The organism is Pseudomonas sp. HMSC065H01 (genome assembly GCF_001815235.1).
Taxonomy (GTDB): Bacteria; Pseudomonadota; Gammaproteobacteria; order Pseudomonadales; family Pseudomonadaceae; genus Pseudomonas; species Pseudomonas aeruginosa.
The window spans coordinates 14,821-30,467 of the sequence record NZ_KV819830.1; the positions used below are offsets into that span (position 1 = coordinate 14,821).

The 15,647-nt window shown below is 69.0% G+C and carries 11 protein-coding genes; 7 read left to right on the forward strand and 4 right to left on the reverse strand.

Annotation, left to right across the window (positions count from 1 at the left end; translation table 11 throughout):
* Positions 1-142 precede the first annotated feature (142 nt).
* The 3 genes from HMPREF3014_RS01860 to pap form a co-directional block, all read right to left on the reverse strand.
* The gene (locus HMPREF3014_RS01860; RefSeq protein ID WP_003091932.1) at positions 143-808 is read right to left on the reverse strand and encodes a YceH family protein; all 666 of its coding nucleotides are present in this window, start codon (positions 806-808) and stop codon (positions 143-145) included.
* A 128-nt stretch (positions 809-936) separates the two neighbouring features.
* Complete coding sequence (locus tag HMPREF3014_RS01865; RefSeq protein ID WP_003102299.1) at positions 937-2,121, reverse strand: thiolase family protein; 1,185 nt, start codon at positions 2,119-2,121, stop codon at positions 937-939.
* A 152-nt stretch (positions 2,122-2,273) separates the two neighbouring features.
* Complete coding sequence (pap, locus tag HMPREF3014_RS01870; RefSeq protein WP_003102298.1) at positions 2,274-3,764, reverse strand: polyphosphate:AMP phosphotransferase; 1,491 nt, start codon at positions 3,762-3,764, stop codon at positions 2,274-2,276.
* A gap of 143 nt (positions 3,765-3,907) precedes the next feature.
* On the opposite strand from pap, the gene mnmC reads away from it, so the two are divergent.
* A complete protein-coding gene (gene mnmC, locus HMPREF3014_RS01875; protein WP_003117538.1) occupies positions 3,908-5,872 on the forward strand; it encodes a bifunctional tRNA (5-methylaminomethyl-2-thiouridine)(34)-methyltransferase MnmC2/FAD-dependent 5-carboxymethylaminomethyl-2-thiouridine(34) oxidoreductase MnmC1 in 1,965 nt (654 codons plus the stop codon).
* A 100-nt stretch (positions 5,873-5,972) separates the two neighbouring features.
* A complete protein-coding gene (locus HMPREF3014_RS01880; RefSeq protein ID WP_003117537.1) occupies positions 5,973-6,725 on the forward strand; it encodes a sulfite exporter TauE/SafE family protein in 753 nt (250 codons plus the stop codon).
* Positions 6,726-6,879: 154 nt separating this feature from the next.
* Here HMPREF3014_RS01880 and HMPREF3014_RS01885 read toward each other — a convergent pair whose 3' ends face one another.
* A complete protein-coding gene (locus HMPREF3014_RS01885) occupies positions 6,880-7,353 on the reverse strand; it encodes a MarR family winged helix-turn-helix transcriptional regulator (RefSeq protein ID WP_003091943.1) in 474 nt (157 codons plus the stop codon).
* 142 nt (positions 7,354-7,495) lie between these two features.
* On the opposite strand from HMPREF3014_RS01885, the gene HMPREF3014_RS01890 reads away from it, so the two are divergent.
* The 5 genes from HMPREF3014_RS01890 (at position 7,496) to HMPREF3014_RS01910 (ending at position 15,431) form a co-directional block, all read left to right on the forward strand.
* Positions 7,496-9,265, forward strand: coding sequence for an N-acetylglutaminylglutamine amidotransferase (locus HMPREF3014_RS01890; RefSeq protein ID WP_003106635.1), 1,770 nt, complete (start codon positions 7,496-7,498; stop codon positions 9,263-9,265).
* A gap of 40 nt (positions 9,266-9,305) precedes the next feature.
* Positions 9,306-11,063, forward strand: coding sequence for an N-acetylglutaminylglutamine synthetase (gene ngg, locus HMPREF3014_RS01895; protein ID WP_003111433.1), 1,758 nt, complete (start codon positions 9,306-9,308; stop codon positions 11,061-11,063).
* Complete coding sequence (locus HMPREF3014_RS01900) at positions 11,060-12,256, forward strand: osmoprotectant NAGGN system M42 family peptidase (protein WP_003111432.1); 1,197 nt, start codon at positions 11,060-11,062, stop codon at positions 12,254-12,256. The genes ngg and HMPREF3014_RS01900 overlap by 4 nt, the downstream gene beginning before the upstream one ends.
* Before the next feature lie 136 nt (positions 12,257-12,392).
* Positions 12,393-15,149, forward strand: a complete 2,757-nt coding sequence (locus HMPREF3014_RS01905) for a hybrid sensor histidine kinase/response regulator (RefSeq protein WP_003117536.1) — start codon at positions 12,393-12,395, stop codon at positions 15,147-15,149.
* Between the two features lie 51 nt (positions 15,150-15,200).
* Positions 15,201-15,431, forward strand: a complete 231-nt coding sequence (locus tag HMPREF3014_RS01910) for a YheU family protein (RefSeq protein ID WP_003091959.1) — start codon at positions 15,201-15,203, stop codon at positions 15,429-15,431.
* The last annotated feature ends 216 nt before the right edge of the window (positions 15,432-15,647 follow it).

The following is a 15,647-nucleotide window of genomic DNA, read 5'->3' on the forward strand; positions in this document are numbered from 1 at the left end:
ATCGGCGGATAACGCCGCTGGCGTTATCCGCCCTACCCGACAGGCAGCGCCGCCCACAAAGTCACTGCGGGCCGTAGGGCGAACAACCGCTCGCGGTTATCCGCCGGAACCTGCATGTCACCGATTGCGCCCTCCCGCGATATCACGCCCCTCCTTCGAGCCTGGCCAGGCGCTCCTCCAGCGCCGCCAGGCGCGTCTCCAGCTCGGCGATCCGCGCTTCCGCATCGGCCGACAGAGCGGCCGGCGCGGCGCGTTCCGGGTCGCTGCCCATCGCCTCCACGGCGGCCTCGAGGTCGGCCTGGCTGCCGAGCAGGTGCATGTAGCGCTCCTCGCGCTGCCCGGCGCGACGCTCCAGGTGCACGGCCAGGCCACGGCCGGCGAGGCGTTCCAGGTGGTGGCGGATCTGCTCGACGTCGTCGAAATCGTGCAGGCGGTTGCTGCGGGTGAGCAGTTCGTTGAGGGTCTGCGGACCACGCAGGAACAGCAGGCCGAGCAGCGCCACCTGTGGCGCCACCAATTCCAGGCCCTTGCCCAGGGTGTGCTCCCAGCGGTCGGCGCGGCTGCCCATCACCAGCCTGACCAGGCCGCGCCCCTCGAGCTGGCGCAGGCTCTGGCCGACCTGGCCGGGCGTGAGGTTCATCACCGGATCGCGGCTGGTCTTCTGGTTGCAGGCGAGGACCAGGGCATTGAGGGTCAGCGGATAGGTTTCCGGGGTGGTCGCCTGCTTCTCGACGAGGCTGCCGAGAATCCGTGCATCGACGGCGCTCAGCGGGTCGTCGACGAACGGCGAGTTGGGCTCGGTGGACATCGCTACATCCCTATGCAAGGAAAAAGGCGCCTAGCCTAGCGCGAGTCGCCGGGGATGGCACGGAGCGTCATGTAAATAAAACCCATGAGGCGAGCCCCGACCTGCGGGGCCCGCCGTCGCGCACGGGCTCAGCGTACGGCTTCGAACAGCCCGCTGGCGCCCATGCCGCCGCCGACGCACATGGTCACCACGCCGTAGCGCAGGTTGCGCCGGCGCAGTTCGCGGACCAGATGACCGACCTGGCGCGAGCCGGTCATGCCGAACGGGTGGCCGATGGCGATGGAGCCGCCATTGACGTTGTACTTCTCGTTGTCGATCTCCAGCCGGTCGCGGCAGTACAGGCACTGCGAGGCGAAGGCTTCGTTGAGTTCCCAGAGATCGACGTCGGCGATCTTCAGCCCCTTCGCCTTGAGCAGCTTCGGCACCGAGAACACCGGACCGATGCCCATTTCGTCCGGCTCGCAGCCGGCCACGGTGAAGCCACGGAAGAAGGCCTTCGGCTCCAGGCCCAGCGCCAGCGCTTTCTCCAGGCTCATCAGCAGGGTCATCGAGGCGCCGTCGGAGAGTTGCGAGGCGTTGCCGGCGGTGACCGAACCGTCCTCGGCGAACGCCGGCTTCAGCGAGGCCAGGCCTTCGAGGGTGGTGTCCGGGCGGTTGCAGTCGTCGCGGTCGACCACTCCGTCGAGCACCTGCTTCTCGCCGCTGGCCTTGTCCTCCACCGCGTAGCGGGTGGTCATCGGCACGATCTCGTCGGCGAACAGCCCGTCCGCCTGGGCTCGCGCCATCCGCTGCTGGCTCTGCAGGGCGTAGGCGTCCTGGGCCTCGCGGGTGATGCCGTAGCGACGGGCGACGATCTCGGCGGTCTGCCCCATGGGGTAGTAGATGCCCGGCACCTCCCTTTGCAGCAGCGGGTTCACCAGGTGGTCGGTGTTGACGCTCTTCAGGGTCAGGGTGATCGACTCGACGCCGCCGGCGACGATCACCTCGCTGCAACCGGAAGCGATCTGGTTGGCGGCGATGGCGATCGCCTGCAGGCCGGAGGAACAGTAGCGGTTGAGGGTCATCCCCGGCACCTGGATGCCGAGGCCGGAGAGCACCGCCACGTTGCGCCCGATGTTGTGGCCCTGGGCGCCTTCGTTGGAGCCGGCGCCAACGATGCAGTCATCCACCAGCAGCGGGTCGAGGTCGTTGCGCGCCAGCAGCGCGTCGACGCAGTGGGCGGCCATGTCGTCCGGCCGGGTCAGGTTGAACTTGCCGCGGAAGGACTTGGCCAGGCCGGTCCGGACGCTGTCGACGATCACCACTTCACGCATGGGGGTACCCTCGCTGTTATTGTCGGTCGGCCGCCGGGGCAGCGGCCGGATCGAGCGAGGATAAGGCGAGGCAATCGCGCGAGGCACCGATCATTCATCCGGCGTATGCGTCGCCATCCCCTGGAGAGGACGGCGCCGCATTCCGGCAGGCCTCACTTGTCCTTCTTGTACGCCGCCTCGATGGCGTCGTTGATGGTGCGCAGCACCTTGACCCGGGCGAAGCGCTTGTCGTTGGCTTCGACCAGGGTCCAGGGCGCGATCTCGGTGCTGGTACGGTCGACCATGTCGCCCACCGCGTCCACGTACTGGTCCCACTTGTCGCGGTTGCGCCAGTCTTCCTCGGTGATCTTGTAGCGCTTGTAGGGGGTTTTCTCGCGCTCCTTGAAGCGCTCCATCTGGGTCTGCTTGTCGATCGCCAGCCAGAACTTCACCACGATGATCCCGTACTCGCTGAGCTGCTCCTCGAAGTCGTTGATCTCGCCATAGGCGCGCAGCCAGTCGGCCGGTGCGCAGAAGCCCTCGATGCGTTCTACCAGCACGCGGCCGTACCAGGAACGGTCGAAGATGGTGAACTGGCGGCGCGCCGGGATGTGCCGCCAGAAGCGCCAGAGATAGGGCTGCGCGCGCTCCTCTTCGGTCGGCGCGGCGATCGGCACGATATGGTACTGGCGCGGGTCCAGCGCGTCGGTGACACGGCGGATGGCGCCGCCCTTGCCGGCCGCGTCGTTGCCCTCGAACACCGCGACCAGCGAATGCTGGCGGAAGCGCTTGTCGCGGATCAGCCCGGCCAGGCGGGCCTGCTCGGCGGCGAGCTGCTCCTTGTAGGCGTCCTTGTCCAGGTACTGGCCCAGGTCCAGGGAGTCCAGCAGGCCGCGGTTGTCCAGGCTCGACACCAGCGGCGCGGCGTGCGGCTGGCGCTTGGCGCGCTCCTTGGTGGCCAGCGCGGCCTGCAACCCTTCGAGGAGGATGCGACCGACGGTCAGGGCGCGGTAGCGCTCGTCCACGCCTTCCACCACGTACCAGGGCGCGTAGTCCCGGCTGGTGCGGCGCAGCACGCGCTCGCCGTAATGCACGAAGCGGTCGTAGACCTCGCTCTGCTTCCAGTCCAGCGGACTGAGCTTCCAGCTGTGCTGCGGGTCCTTTTCCAGCGCCTTGAGGCGTTCCTTGAGCTGTTTCTTGGAGAGGTGGAACCAGAACTTGAAGAGCAGCGCGCCTTCGTCGCAGAGCATGCGCTCGAAGCGTTCGGCGGCATCGATGGCCTGATCCAGCTTGGCCTCCTTGATATGCCCCTCGACCCGCGCGTAGAGCATCTGGCTGTACCAGTTGCCGAAGAAGATACCGGTCCGCCCCTTGGGCGGCAGGCGCCGCCAGAAGCGCCACTGCGGCGGCCGCTCCAGTTCCTCGTCGGAGGGACGGAGGAAGCTCTGCACTTCGATCAGGCGCGGGTCCATCCACTCGTTGAGGAGCTTGACCGTCTCCCCCTTGCCGGCGCCCTCGATGCCGTTGATCAGGATGATCACCGGGAAGCGCGCCTGCTGCTTGAGCTCGAACTGCGCCTCGAGCAGCGCTTCGCGCAACTCGATGACGGCCTTCTCGTAGGTGTCCTTGTCGATGCTGTGGCCAACTTCCGCGGATTCGAACATGGAGGTCTCCCTTAACCTGAGTCCTTCAAGGTAGCGGATCGGCGTGCGGCTGTCTGCGCGGCGCCGCGGCATGTTCGCGCAGCGCCTCGCCGCTGGCCGGCAAAGCCCCGTAAAATGCGCCATCCGCTTTTTCAGGTTCTCCCATGTCCGACTTCCAGCATGCCCAGCTCGACTGGGACGAAAACGGCCAGCCGCTATCCCGCGCCTTCGGCGACGTATATTTTTCCCGGCATTCCGGGCTCAACGAGACGCGCCATGTGTTCCTCGCCACCAACCGCCTGGCCGAGCGCTTCGCCGCGCTGGGCGACGGCGAGGTGCTGTGCATTGGCGAGACCGGCTTCGGCACCGGACTGAACTTCCTCTGCGCCTGGCAGCTGTTCGAGCGGGTCGCGCCGGCCGGCGCGCGCCTGGAGTTCGTCAGCGTGGAGAAATTCCCCCTCGCCGCCGCCGACCTGCGCCGCGCCCTGGCGCTATGGCCGGAACTGGCGCCCTGGAGCGAGGCCCTGCTGGGCCAGTACCTTGCCGTGCACCCGGGCTTCCAGCGCCTGGCGTTCGCGGGCGGAAGGGTCGGCCTGACCCTACTGCTGGGCGATGCCCTGGAGTGCCTGCCGCAGCTCGACGCGCGGGTCGACGCCTGGTTCCTCGATGGCTTCGCCCCGGCGAAGAACCCGGACATGTGGTCGCCCGTACTGTTCGCCGAACTGGCGCGACTGTCGGCGCCGCAGGCGACCCTGGGCACCTTCACCAGCGCCGGTTTCGTCCGCCGCGGGCTGGTCGAGGCCGGTTTCGCCATGCAACGGGTACCGGGCTACGGACAGAAGCGCGAGATGCTCAGCGGCACCTACCAGGGGCCGCCGGCGAACGCCGGCAAGCCCTGGTACGCACGCCCCGCGCCCCACGCCGGGCGCCGCGCGGCACTGGTGGTCGGCGGCGGCCTGGCCGGCTGCGCCAGCGCCGCCAGCCTCGCCGCGCGCGGCTGGCAGGTGACCCTGATCGAACGCCATCCCGGCCTCGCCCGGGAAGCCTCGGGCAACCCCCAGGGCGTGCTCTACCTGAAACTCTCGGCCCACGGCACGCCGCTGTCGCGCCTGGTGCTCAGCGGCTTCGGCCATACCCGCCGGCTGCTCGAACGCCTGCGGCGCGGCCACGACTGGGACGCCTGCGGCGTACTGCAACTGGCCTTCGACGCCAAGGAAGCGCAACGCCAGGCGCAACTGGCCGCAGCCTTCCCCGCCGACCTGCTGCACGGCCTGGAGCGCGAGCAGGCCGAGCGCCTCGCCGGCGTCGCCCTGCCCGCCGGCGGCCTGTTCTATCCCGAAGCCGGCTGGGTCCATCCGCCCGCGCTGTGCCAGGCCCTGGCCGCCACCCCCGGGATCACCCTGCTGAGCGGCCGGGCAGTACGCTTGCGCCGCGAGGGCGACGACTGGTGCGCCTACGCCGGCGACGAATGCCTGGCCCGCGCGCCACTCGCGATCCTCGCCACCGCCGCCGACATCCGCGACTTCCCGCCCGCCGCCGAGCTGCCGCTGAAGCGCATTCGCGGGCAGGTCACCCGCCTGCCGGCCACCCCGCAAAGCCGGGCGCTGCGCACCGTGGTCTGCGCCGAGGGCTACGTCGCACCGCCGCGTGGCGACGAACACACCCTCGGCGCCAGCTTCGACTTCAAGAGCGAAGACCTGGCGCCGACCCTCGCCGAACACCAGGGCAACCTCGAACTGCTGCGGGAAATATCCCCCGATCTGTTGCAGCGCCTGGGCGCCGACGACCTGCCGCTGGAGCGCCTGGAAGGCCGCGCGGCATTCCGCTGCACCAGCCCCGACTACCTGCCCCTGGTAGGCCCGCTGGCCGAGCGCGCGGCCTTCGACGAGGTCTACGCGGTGCTCGCCCGCGACGCCCGCCAGGTGCCGGAGCGTGCCTGCCCCTGGCTGCCAGGCCTGTACCTGAACAGCGGCCACGGCTCGCGCGGGCTGATCAGCGCGCCGCTGTCCGGCGAACTGCTGGCGGCGTGGATCTGCGGCGAGCCGCTGCCGCTGCCGCGCGCGGTGGCCGAGGCCTGCCACCCGAACCGCTTCCTGCTGCGCGACCTGGTGCGCGGGCAGCGCGGCTGAAGCCCCGGGCGCACCGATTTGCGCTACCCTTCGGGCCTGCCGCACGCGCAGGCCATACCGGACCACCGGCTGGCTCACCCGCGGAAATAGTTGATCGACGATGGATGTACTGCTCTTCGAATCCCTGGGCATCGGCGCCGTTCTCGGCCTGCTGCTCGGCCTCACCGGCGCCGGCGGCTCGCTGGTCGCCCTGCCCCTGCTGCTCAGCCTGCACCTGCCGCTGCGCGACGCCATCGGCGTGAGCCTCGGCGCGGTCGCCCTGTCGGCGCTGATTGGCGCCATTCCGCGCGCGCGCCAGGGCCAGGTGGCCTGGCGGCCGGTGCTGGTCCTGGCGCTGGCCGGCCTGCCGAGCAACGCCGTCGGCCAATGGCTCGGCCGCTTCGTCCCGGAAGGCGTGCTGATCGTCGCCTTCTGCCTGCTGGTGCTCTGGTCGGCCTGGCGCATGTGGCGCGGCGCCGGGATGAAACGCGAGGCCAGCGACCAGGCACGGAGCCTGCCGCTGCTCGGCATCGGCCTGGCGGTCGGCTTGCTGTCGGGATTGATGGGCGTGGGCGGCGGCTTCCTGGTGGTGCCGGGGCTACTCTGGTTCACCCCGCTGTCGATGATGGCCGCCACCGCCACCTCGATGGCGGTGATCGCGCTGGTCTCCGGCGGCGGCTTCCTGATCTACCTGACCGGCGCCCACCCGCCGCTGCCGCTGCTCGGCGGCCTCGCCGCCGGCGGCGCGGTCGGCGTGCTCGGCGGCAACCTGCTGGCGCAGCGCCTCGGCGGCCCGACCCTGCAACGCCTGTTCGCGCTGATGCTGGTGGCGGTGAGCTTCTCCCTGGCGGCGCAGAAGCTCTACGGCGGGTAGCTTTCCTCGGCGGCCGGGGCACCGGGGAAGCGGCGTTATGCGCCCTACGCGAAGGTCACGCCATGGCGTACAACGCGCTTGTCCACCAGGCATCGGCAGGTTCGCCAGGTAAAGACCGCCGACGCGACTGTCTTTCGTAGCGAACCTGGCGCCCTCACTCTTCTTCGACGTCCTCTTCCGGCAAGCCGAACAGGTCGGCCGCGCGCAGCAGCGCGGCCAGCAGGCCGTGGCGCTCCCACTCGGGCAACGCGGCGAAGCGCTCGATCACGTACTCCGGCAATAGCGGCGGCGCCTCCGCCAGGGCTTCGTGGCCGGCCGGGTCGAGGTGCAGCCAGGACTTGCGCCGGTCCTGTTCGTCGCGCCGACGATAGAGCAGGCCGCGTCCTTCGAGGCGGTCGAGCACGCCGGAGAGCGATGCCTGGGACAGGCTGACCAGCTTGGCCAGTTGCGTCGCGGTCAGTTCTCCCTCCACCGCCAGGACATGCAGGATCAGCAATTGCAGCGGGGTCAGGCCACCGTATCGGCTGAGACGCTTGGAGTGGATTTCGGCGGCCTGCTGGAGACGGCGGATGGCGCGGAAAATAGCGAGCGAATAGGTATCGGCAGCGGTCTTATTACTTTCAACCATAATAAATTCTTCGTTAAGGGTCCTGATAGGCCCGGAAAATTCGTATAGAACTCCTTCCAACTGTAACGGTCCTCTGTTAGGTAAGTCATGTACCCGGAAGGGGTACGCAACCCACTTCCCCAACGGAGAACCGGTAAGGAATATGTGCGGCATATCAGGAGAGTTTCGTTTCGACAACCAGGCAGCCGACCTCGCAGCGGTCGAACGCATCACCCACCACCTGGCCCCTCGCGGCCCCGACGCCTGGGGCTTCCACGCCCAGGGTCCGATCGCCCTCGGACATCGACGGCTGAAGATCATGGACCTGGCGGAAGCTTCCGGCCAACCGATGATCGATCCCGATCTCGGCCTGGCCATGGTGTTCAATGGCGCCATCTACAACTACCCCGAACTGCGTGGCGAACTGGAAAGCCTTGGCTATCGGTTCTTCTCCGGCGGCGACACCGAAGTTCTCTTGAAGGGGTACCATGCCTGGGGCGCCGATTTATTGCCCCGGCTCAATGGGATGTTCGCCTTCGCCGTCTGGGAGCGTGATCGCCAGCGGCTGTTCCTGGCCCGTGACCGCCTCGGCATCAAGCCGCTCTACTACAGCCTCGACCGCTCGCGCCTGCGCTTCGCCTCGAGCCTGCCGGCCCTGCTCAAGGGCGGCGACATCGCCAGCGACCTCGATCCGCAGGCGCTGAATTTCTACCTCAACTTCCACGCCGTGGTTCCCGCCCCGCACACCTTGCTGGAGGGCGTGAAGAAGCTGCCGCCGGCGACCTGGATGAGCGTCGACCTCGACGGCAGCTGCGAGCAGCGCACCTGGTGGACGCTGGACTACGGCCCACGCCCGGACGAGCGCGAGCTGACGCTCGACGACTGGCAGGAGCGCGTCCTCGACGGCCTCCGCGAAGCGGTGGCGATCCGCCAGCGCGCCGCCCGCGAGGTCGGCGTGCTGCTCTCCGGCGGGGTCGATTCGAGCCTGCTGGTGGGCCTGCTGCACGAAGCCGGGGTGGACAACCTGCTGACCTTCTCCATCGGCTTCGAGGATGCCGGCGGCGAGCGCGGCGACGAGTTCCAGTATTCCGACCTGATCGCCGAGCGCTATCACACCCGCCACCATCGCCTGCGCATCGGCGAGCACGAAGTGATCGAGCAGTTGCCGGCGGCCTTCCGCGCCATGAGCGAGCCGATGGTCAGCCACGACTGCATCGCCTTCTACCTGCTCGCGCGGGAAGTCTCGAAGCACTGCAAGGTGGTGCAGAGCGGCCAGGGCGCCGACGAGCTGTTCGCCGGCTACCACTGGTATCCGAAGGTGGATGGCGCCGACGACGCCTTCGCCGCGTACCGCGCGGCGTTCTTCGACCGCGACCACGAGGAATACCTGGCCACCGTCGGCGAGCGCTTCCGCGTCGAGGACGTCGCCGGGCGCTTCGTCCGCGACCACTTCGCCAGCCCCGGCGCCGAGGCCGCGGTGGATAAGGCGCTGCGCCTGGATAGCACGATCATGCTGGTCGACGACCCGGTCAAGCGGGTCGACAACATGACCATGGCCTGGGGCCTGGAAGCCCGCGTGCCGTTCCTCGACTACCGCCTGGCCGAGCTGTCGGCGCGCATTCCCGCCCGCTTCAAGCTCGGCGACGGCGGCAAGCAGGTGCTCAAGGGTGCCGCGCGCAAGGTGATTCCCAGCGAAGTCATCGACCGGCCCAAGGGCTACTTCCCGGTGCCCGGCCTCAAGCACTTGCAGGGCCGCACCCGCGAATGGGTACGCGAACTGCTGCTCGACCCGAGCCAGGACCGCGGCCTGTTCCAGCCGGCGATATTCGATCGCCTGCTGAGCGATCCGGACGGCGACCTCACACCGCTGCGCGGCTCCAAGCTGTGGCAGCTGGCCGCCCTCAACCTCTGGCTCAGCGAACAGGGACTTTGAAAATGGGCCCCCAACGCAGGGGCCCGAACCAGGAGCGATCATGAAAGGCCACTTGCATCTGCCTCACCCGCACAACCAGCGCCTGCAACGTATCCAGGCGCCCACCTACGAACGCCTCCAGGCGCGTCTCGCCGAAGATCACAGCGAGCCCACCGAGAAACCGCTGAGCATCCACTGCGGCTGGGGCCGCCTGCTGATCGGGCAGACCTACCCGGACGCCGAGGAACTGGCCCGCGACCTGTTGCAGGAAGCCCCCGGCGAACGCGACATCGCGCTCTACGTGGCGGCGCCGCAGCAGGTCCTGGCCCACGCCCCGCAGCAGCTCTTCCTCGATCCCTCGGATACCCTGCGCCTGTGGTTCACCGACTACCGCCCGGCGCGCCGTCCGCCACGCGGTTTCCGCATCCGCCGGGTGCATACCGAGGAGGACTGGGCGGCGATCAACCGCCTGTACCTGGCGCGCGGCATGCTTCCGGTGCAGACCGAGCGCCTCAGCCCGCGCCACCAGGGCGGGCCGATCTACTGGCTGGCCGAGGACGCCGACACTGGCGTCGCGGTAGGCACGGTGATGGGCCTCAACCACGCCAAGGCGTTCCAGGATCCGGAGGGCGGCTCCAGCCTCTGGTGCCTGGCGGTGGACCCGCAATGCAGCCGGCCGGGCGTCGGCGAGGCGCTGGTACGGCACCTGGTCGAGCACTTCATGAGCCGCGAACTGGCTTACCTCGACCTCTCGGTGCTGCACAACAACCAGCAGGCCAAGGCGCTCTACCGCAAGCTCGGCTTCCGCGAACTGGCGACCTTCACCATCAAGCGCAAGAACGGCATCAACCAGTCGCTGTTCCTCGGCCCCGGCCCGGAGGAAGACCTCAACCCCTACGCCCGGATCATCGTCGACGAAGCCCACCGGCGCGGCATCGAGGTGCGCGTCGACGACGCCGAGGGCGGCCTGTTCACCCTGACCCAGGGCGGCCGGCAGATCCGCTGCCGTGAATCGCTCTCCGACCTGACCACGGCGGTAAGCATGACCCTCTGCCAGGACAAGGTCCTCACCCACCGCGCCCTGCAGCACGCCGGCCTGCGCCAGCCACAGCAGCGCCTGGCCGGCAGCGCGGAGGAAAACGCCGCGTTCCTCGCCGAGCACGGTTCGCTGGTGGTCAAGCCGGTGGACGGCGAGCAGGGCCAGGGCGTGGCGGTGGACCTGCGCACCGCGGAAGAGGTCGAGGAGGCCATCGAGGCCGCCCGCCATTTCGATTCGCGCGTGCTGCTGGAGAGCTACCACGCCGGCCACGACCTGCGCGTGCTGGTGATTGGCTACGAGGTGGTGGCCGCCGCCATCCGTCGTCCCGCCGCGGTGATCGGCGACGGCCGGCACAGCATCCGCGAGCTGATCGAGGCGCAGAGCCGCCGGCGCCAGGCCGCCACCGGCGGGGAAAGCCGCATCCCGCTCGACCACGAGACCGAGCGCACCCTGCGGGCCGCCGGCTATGGCTACGACGACGTGTTGCCCAGCGGCGAACACCTGGCCGTGCGGCGCACCGCCAACCTGCACACCGGCGGCATCCTCGAGGACGTCACCGACGCCCTCCATCCGGCCCTCCGCGAGGCCGCGATCCAGGCCGCGCGGGCCCTGGAAATACCGGTGGTGGGCCTGGACTTCCTGGTCGAGGCCGCCGACCAGCCCGACTACGTGATCATCGAAGCCAACGAGCGCGCCGGCCTGGCCAACCACGAGCCGCAGCCGACCGCCGAACGCTTCGTCGATCTTCTCTTCCCCCTCAGCCGCGAGGTGCCTTCATGACCCCTCTGCCACAACCGGACCTCAACTACCTGCAACGGGTGCTGCTGGAGATGCTCGCCATCCCCAGCCCCACCGGCTTCACCGATACCATCGTGCGCTATGTCGCCGAGCAGCTCGACGAACTTGGCGTGCCCTTCGAGATGACTCGCCGGGGAACCATCCGGGCGACCCTCCAGGGCCGCCTGAATACCCCCGACCGGGCGGTTTCCGCGCACCTCGACACGATCGGCGCGCTGGTCCGCGAGATCAAGCCCAACGGCCGCCTCGGCCTGGCCCCGGTAGGCTGCTGGTCGAGCCGCTTCGCCGAGGGTAGCCGGGTCACGGTGTTCACCGAACAGGGCGTGTTCCGTGGCAGCGTGCTGCCGCTGCTGGCTTCGGGCCACGCCTTCAATACCGAGGTGGACAACCTGAAGATCAGTTGGGACAACATCGAGCTGCGTCTCGACGCCTATACCGCCAGTCGCGCCGACAGCGAGAGCCTGGGCATCTCGGTGGGTGACTACGTGGCCTTCGATCCGCTGCCGGAGTTCACCGAGAGCGGCCATATCAGCGCCCGCCACCTAGACGACAAGGCCGGGGTCGCGGCGCTGCTGGCGGCGCTGAAGGCGGTCAAGGAAAGCGGCCAGGAGCCGCCGATCGACTGCCACCCGCTGTTCACCATCACCGAGGAAGTCGGCTCCGGCGCCGCCGGCGCCCTGCCCTGGGACGTCAGCGAGTTCGTCGGCATCGACATCGCCCCGGTGGCCGAAGGCCAGAATTCCAACGAGCACAGCGTCAGCGTGGCCATGCAGGACTCCGGCGGGCCCTACGACTTCCATCTGTCGCGGCACCTGCTGCGGCTCGGCGAGCGCCACGACATCGCCCTGCGCCGCGACCTGTTCCGCTACTACCACAGCGACGCGCAGTCGGCGATCGCCGCCGGCCACGACACCCGCGCCGCGCTGCTGGCGTTCGGCTGCGACGCCACCCACGGCTACGAGCGCACGCACATCGACAGCCTCGCCGCGCTGAGCCGCCTGCTCACTGCCTACATCCTCAGCCCGCCGGTCTTCGCCAGCGACGCCAAGCCCCGGGAAACCTCGCTGGAACGCTTCAACAAGCAGCTCGAGCATCCGGTGCACATGGAAAGCTGCACCCACGTCCCGCCGGTGGACGAAGTGCTCGACAGCAGCAACAACAGCGACAAGGGCTGAGCCCGCGCCGGCCTCCCCGCCCCCGGGGAGGCCGCCCTCCTCTCCAGCCAACTGCTAGGCTGATGGCAGGTTCCCTCGCCTGTCTCGTTTCCTCCGTAGCATCATGCGTGCCGACTCGTGTCCATGGAGTAGTTGCATGTCTCGACTCTGCCTGGTCCTGCTGTTGCTCTGCTGCGCGCTGCCGGCCCGGGCGCAGCCGCCCGCACCGCTGGACGGAGAGGACCTGCGCCTGTCCCTGGGCGAGTACGCCGAGTACTACCGCGACGCCGGCGGCAAGGCGCGCCTGGGCGACATCCTCGCCTTGCCGGCGCAGGCCTTCGCCGCCCTGCGCGGCGACCACGCGAACTTCGGCAAGAACGCCGCAGCCTGGTGGTTCAGGGTGCGCCTGGACAACCGCAACGGCACCGACCTGGCCGGTTTCCTGGAGATCAACTACCCGCTGCTGGACGACCTCAAGGTCTACCTGCTGACCGCCGATGGGCGCATCGAACAGCAGGAGAGCGGCGACCTGTTCGCCTTCTCCCAGCGCCCGGTGCAGGTGCGCAACTTCTGGTTCCCGCTGCGACTGCCGCCCGGCGAGAGCACCCTGCTGCTGCGCGTGCAGAGCACCAGCACCGTCTACGTGCCGCTGTACTTCAGCACCTACGCGGCCAGCGCGGCCAGCCAGGAAACCCTGATGGGCTTCAACGGGGCCTTCTACGGGGTGCTGTTCGGGTTGTTCTGCTACAACCTGTTCCTCTTCGTCTCGCTGCGCGAGGCCACCTACGCCTGGTACCTGCTGTACAACCTCAGCCTCGGCCTGTTTTCCGCCAGCTTCGACGGCCTGCTGTTCAAGCTGCTGCCCGGACACGTGGCGCTGGAGTCGGCCGGCATCTACCTGCTGATGTACCTGAGCTGCCTGGTGTCGATCCAGTTCAGCCGCGGCTACCTCTACACCCGCCGCGACTTCCCGCGCCTCGACCGCTTCCTCCGCGGCCTGCTGCTGGCCTGCGTGGTCCTGTTGGCCAGCGAGCCGCTGGTGGGGCTGCGCGCCTGGAACGTCCTCGCCAGCCTGACGGTGATGCTGGTCTCCCTCAGCCTGCTGCTGGCCGGCGTCCACGTCTGGCGCCAGGGCCTGCGCTACGGCCTCTACTACATCCTGGCCTGGGGCGCGCTGCTGCTGTCGTTCCTGGTCACCACCGCCGCCTCGCTGGGCTTCGAACTGTTCGGCCTGTTCGGCAGCAGCGTGGTCAAGATCGGCATGACCGTGGAACTGGTGACCCTGTCCATCGGCCTCGCCGACCGCATCAATGCGCTCAAGGAGGAAGGCTTCCGCTCGCGCCAGGCGGCCGAGCAGGCGCGGGTGGAGAACGAGGCGAAGAGCCGCTTCCTGGCGAAGATGAGCCATGAGATCCGCACCCCGCTGAACGGCGTGCTGGGCATGCTGCAACTGCTCCGCGACACCCCGCTGGATCGCGGCCAGGCGGCCTACGTGGAGACCATCGCCAGCTCCGGCAGCGCGCTGATGTCGGTGATCAACGATATCCTCGACTACGCTCGCATCGAGTCCGGCAAGCTGCACCTGGAGCGCATCGACTTCGACCTGGAGGAACTGCTCTCCGACACCCTGGCGCTGTTCAGCGCCCAGGCCGTGGAAAAACGCCTGCGCCTGCATCTCGGCCTGGACAGGGGCGTGCCGCGCCGCCTCAACGGCGACCCGACACGGTTGCGCCAGGTACTGATGAACCTGCTCAGCAACGCCCTCAAGTTCACCGCCGAAGGCCATGTCGCCGTGCGCGTGCAGCGGCGCTTCGACGAGGGCGGACGCGAGCGCCTGCTGTACAGCGTCAGCGACAGCGGCATCGGGATATCCGCCCAGGCGCAGAAGACCCTGTTCGAATCCTTCTCCCAGGCCGACTCCAGCACCACCCGCCGCTACGGCGGCAGCGGCCTGGGCCTGGCGATCAGCCGTGAACTGGTGCAGATGATGGGCGGGCGCATCGAGGTGAGCAGCGAGCCGGGCAAGGGCACCCAGTTCAGCGTCGACCTGCCGCTCAGCCCCGCCCTCGACGCCGGCGAAGCGGACGAACTGGCGCAACTGCTGCAACACCGCCCGGCCCTGCTGGCCAGCGAGGACAACCTGACCCTGGACTGCCTGCAGGCATTGCTGGAGCGTTGGGGGCTGCGGGTCGAACGCTGCCTGCAGCCGAGACGGCTGAACGCCTACCTGGAGGACTTCAGCGCACCGCCCCTGCTGGTCCTGGCGGCGCCCTGGCCGGGGCCGCCGTCGATCTGGCTGGACACCCTCTATGCGCAACTGGAGCAAGGCCAGCGCATCCTCCTGCTATGCCCGCCGCAGCACTGCCAGGACCTGCCGCCGCACGAAGGCCTGCGCCTGCTGGCCCTGGCCCAGCCGGTGGCGGTGAAGGCCCTGCGCGAAGCCCTGCTGGAACTGTACCGGGAGCGGCGCCGACAGCCAGGGCGGAGCAGCGAGGCGGCCCCGGACGAACGCCCGGACGCCCCATGCATCCTGGTCGCCGAGGACAACCCGGTGAACCAGCTGGTGGTGCGCGGCTTCCTCGCCAAGCGCGGCTACGCGGTGCGCCTGGCCGGCAACGGACGGCTCGCGCTGGACGAGTACCTGCGCGATCCGAACGGCATCCAGTTGATCCTGATGGATGGCGAGATGCCGGAAATGGACGGCTTCGAGGCGACCCGCCTGATCCGCCGGGAGGAGCGTGCCCAGGGCTGGCCGCGCGTACCGATCGTTGCCCTGACCGCGCACATCCTCGACGAACACCGCCGGGCCGGAATCGAGGCCGGCATGGACGCCTACCTCGGCAAGCCGGTGGACCGGGCGGAACTCTATGCCACCCTCGAACGCCTGCTCGGCCAGCCTTCGCGACAGGCATGACAGTGCGCGATGCGTCGCGCTAGCATTCGCCGCCATACCGGAGTACCGCCAATGCTGATCCCCCACGACCTGCTCGAAGCCGACACCCTGAACAACCTGCTGGAAGACTTCGTCACCCGCGAAGGCACCGACAATGGCGACGAGACCCCGCTGGACGTGCGTGTAGAACGCGCCCGGCATGCCTTGCGGCGGGGCGAGGCGGTGATCCTGTTCGACCCGGAGAGCCAGCAGTGCCAGTTGATGTTGCGCAGCGAGGTGCCTGCGGAGCTGTTGCGCGACTGAGTCGCGGCATCGCCCCGCCTGGCGGGGCGGGTTCGCCGCCCTGCACACCCCGGAAACGCCGGACTGCGCCCCAGCTCCGTAGGGCGAATAACCGCTCGCGGTCATCCGCCGCTCATCCGTGACATCGGCGGATAACGCCCATGGCGTTATTCGCCCTGCACACCCCGGAAACGCCGGACAGCGTCCCCGCTCCGTAGGGCGAATAACCGCTCGCGG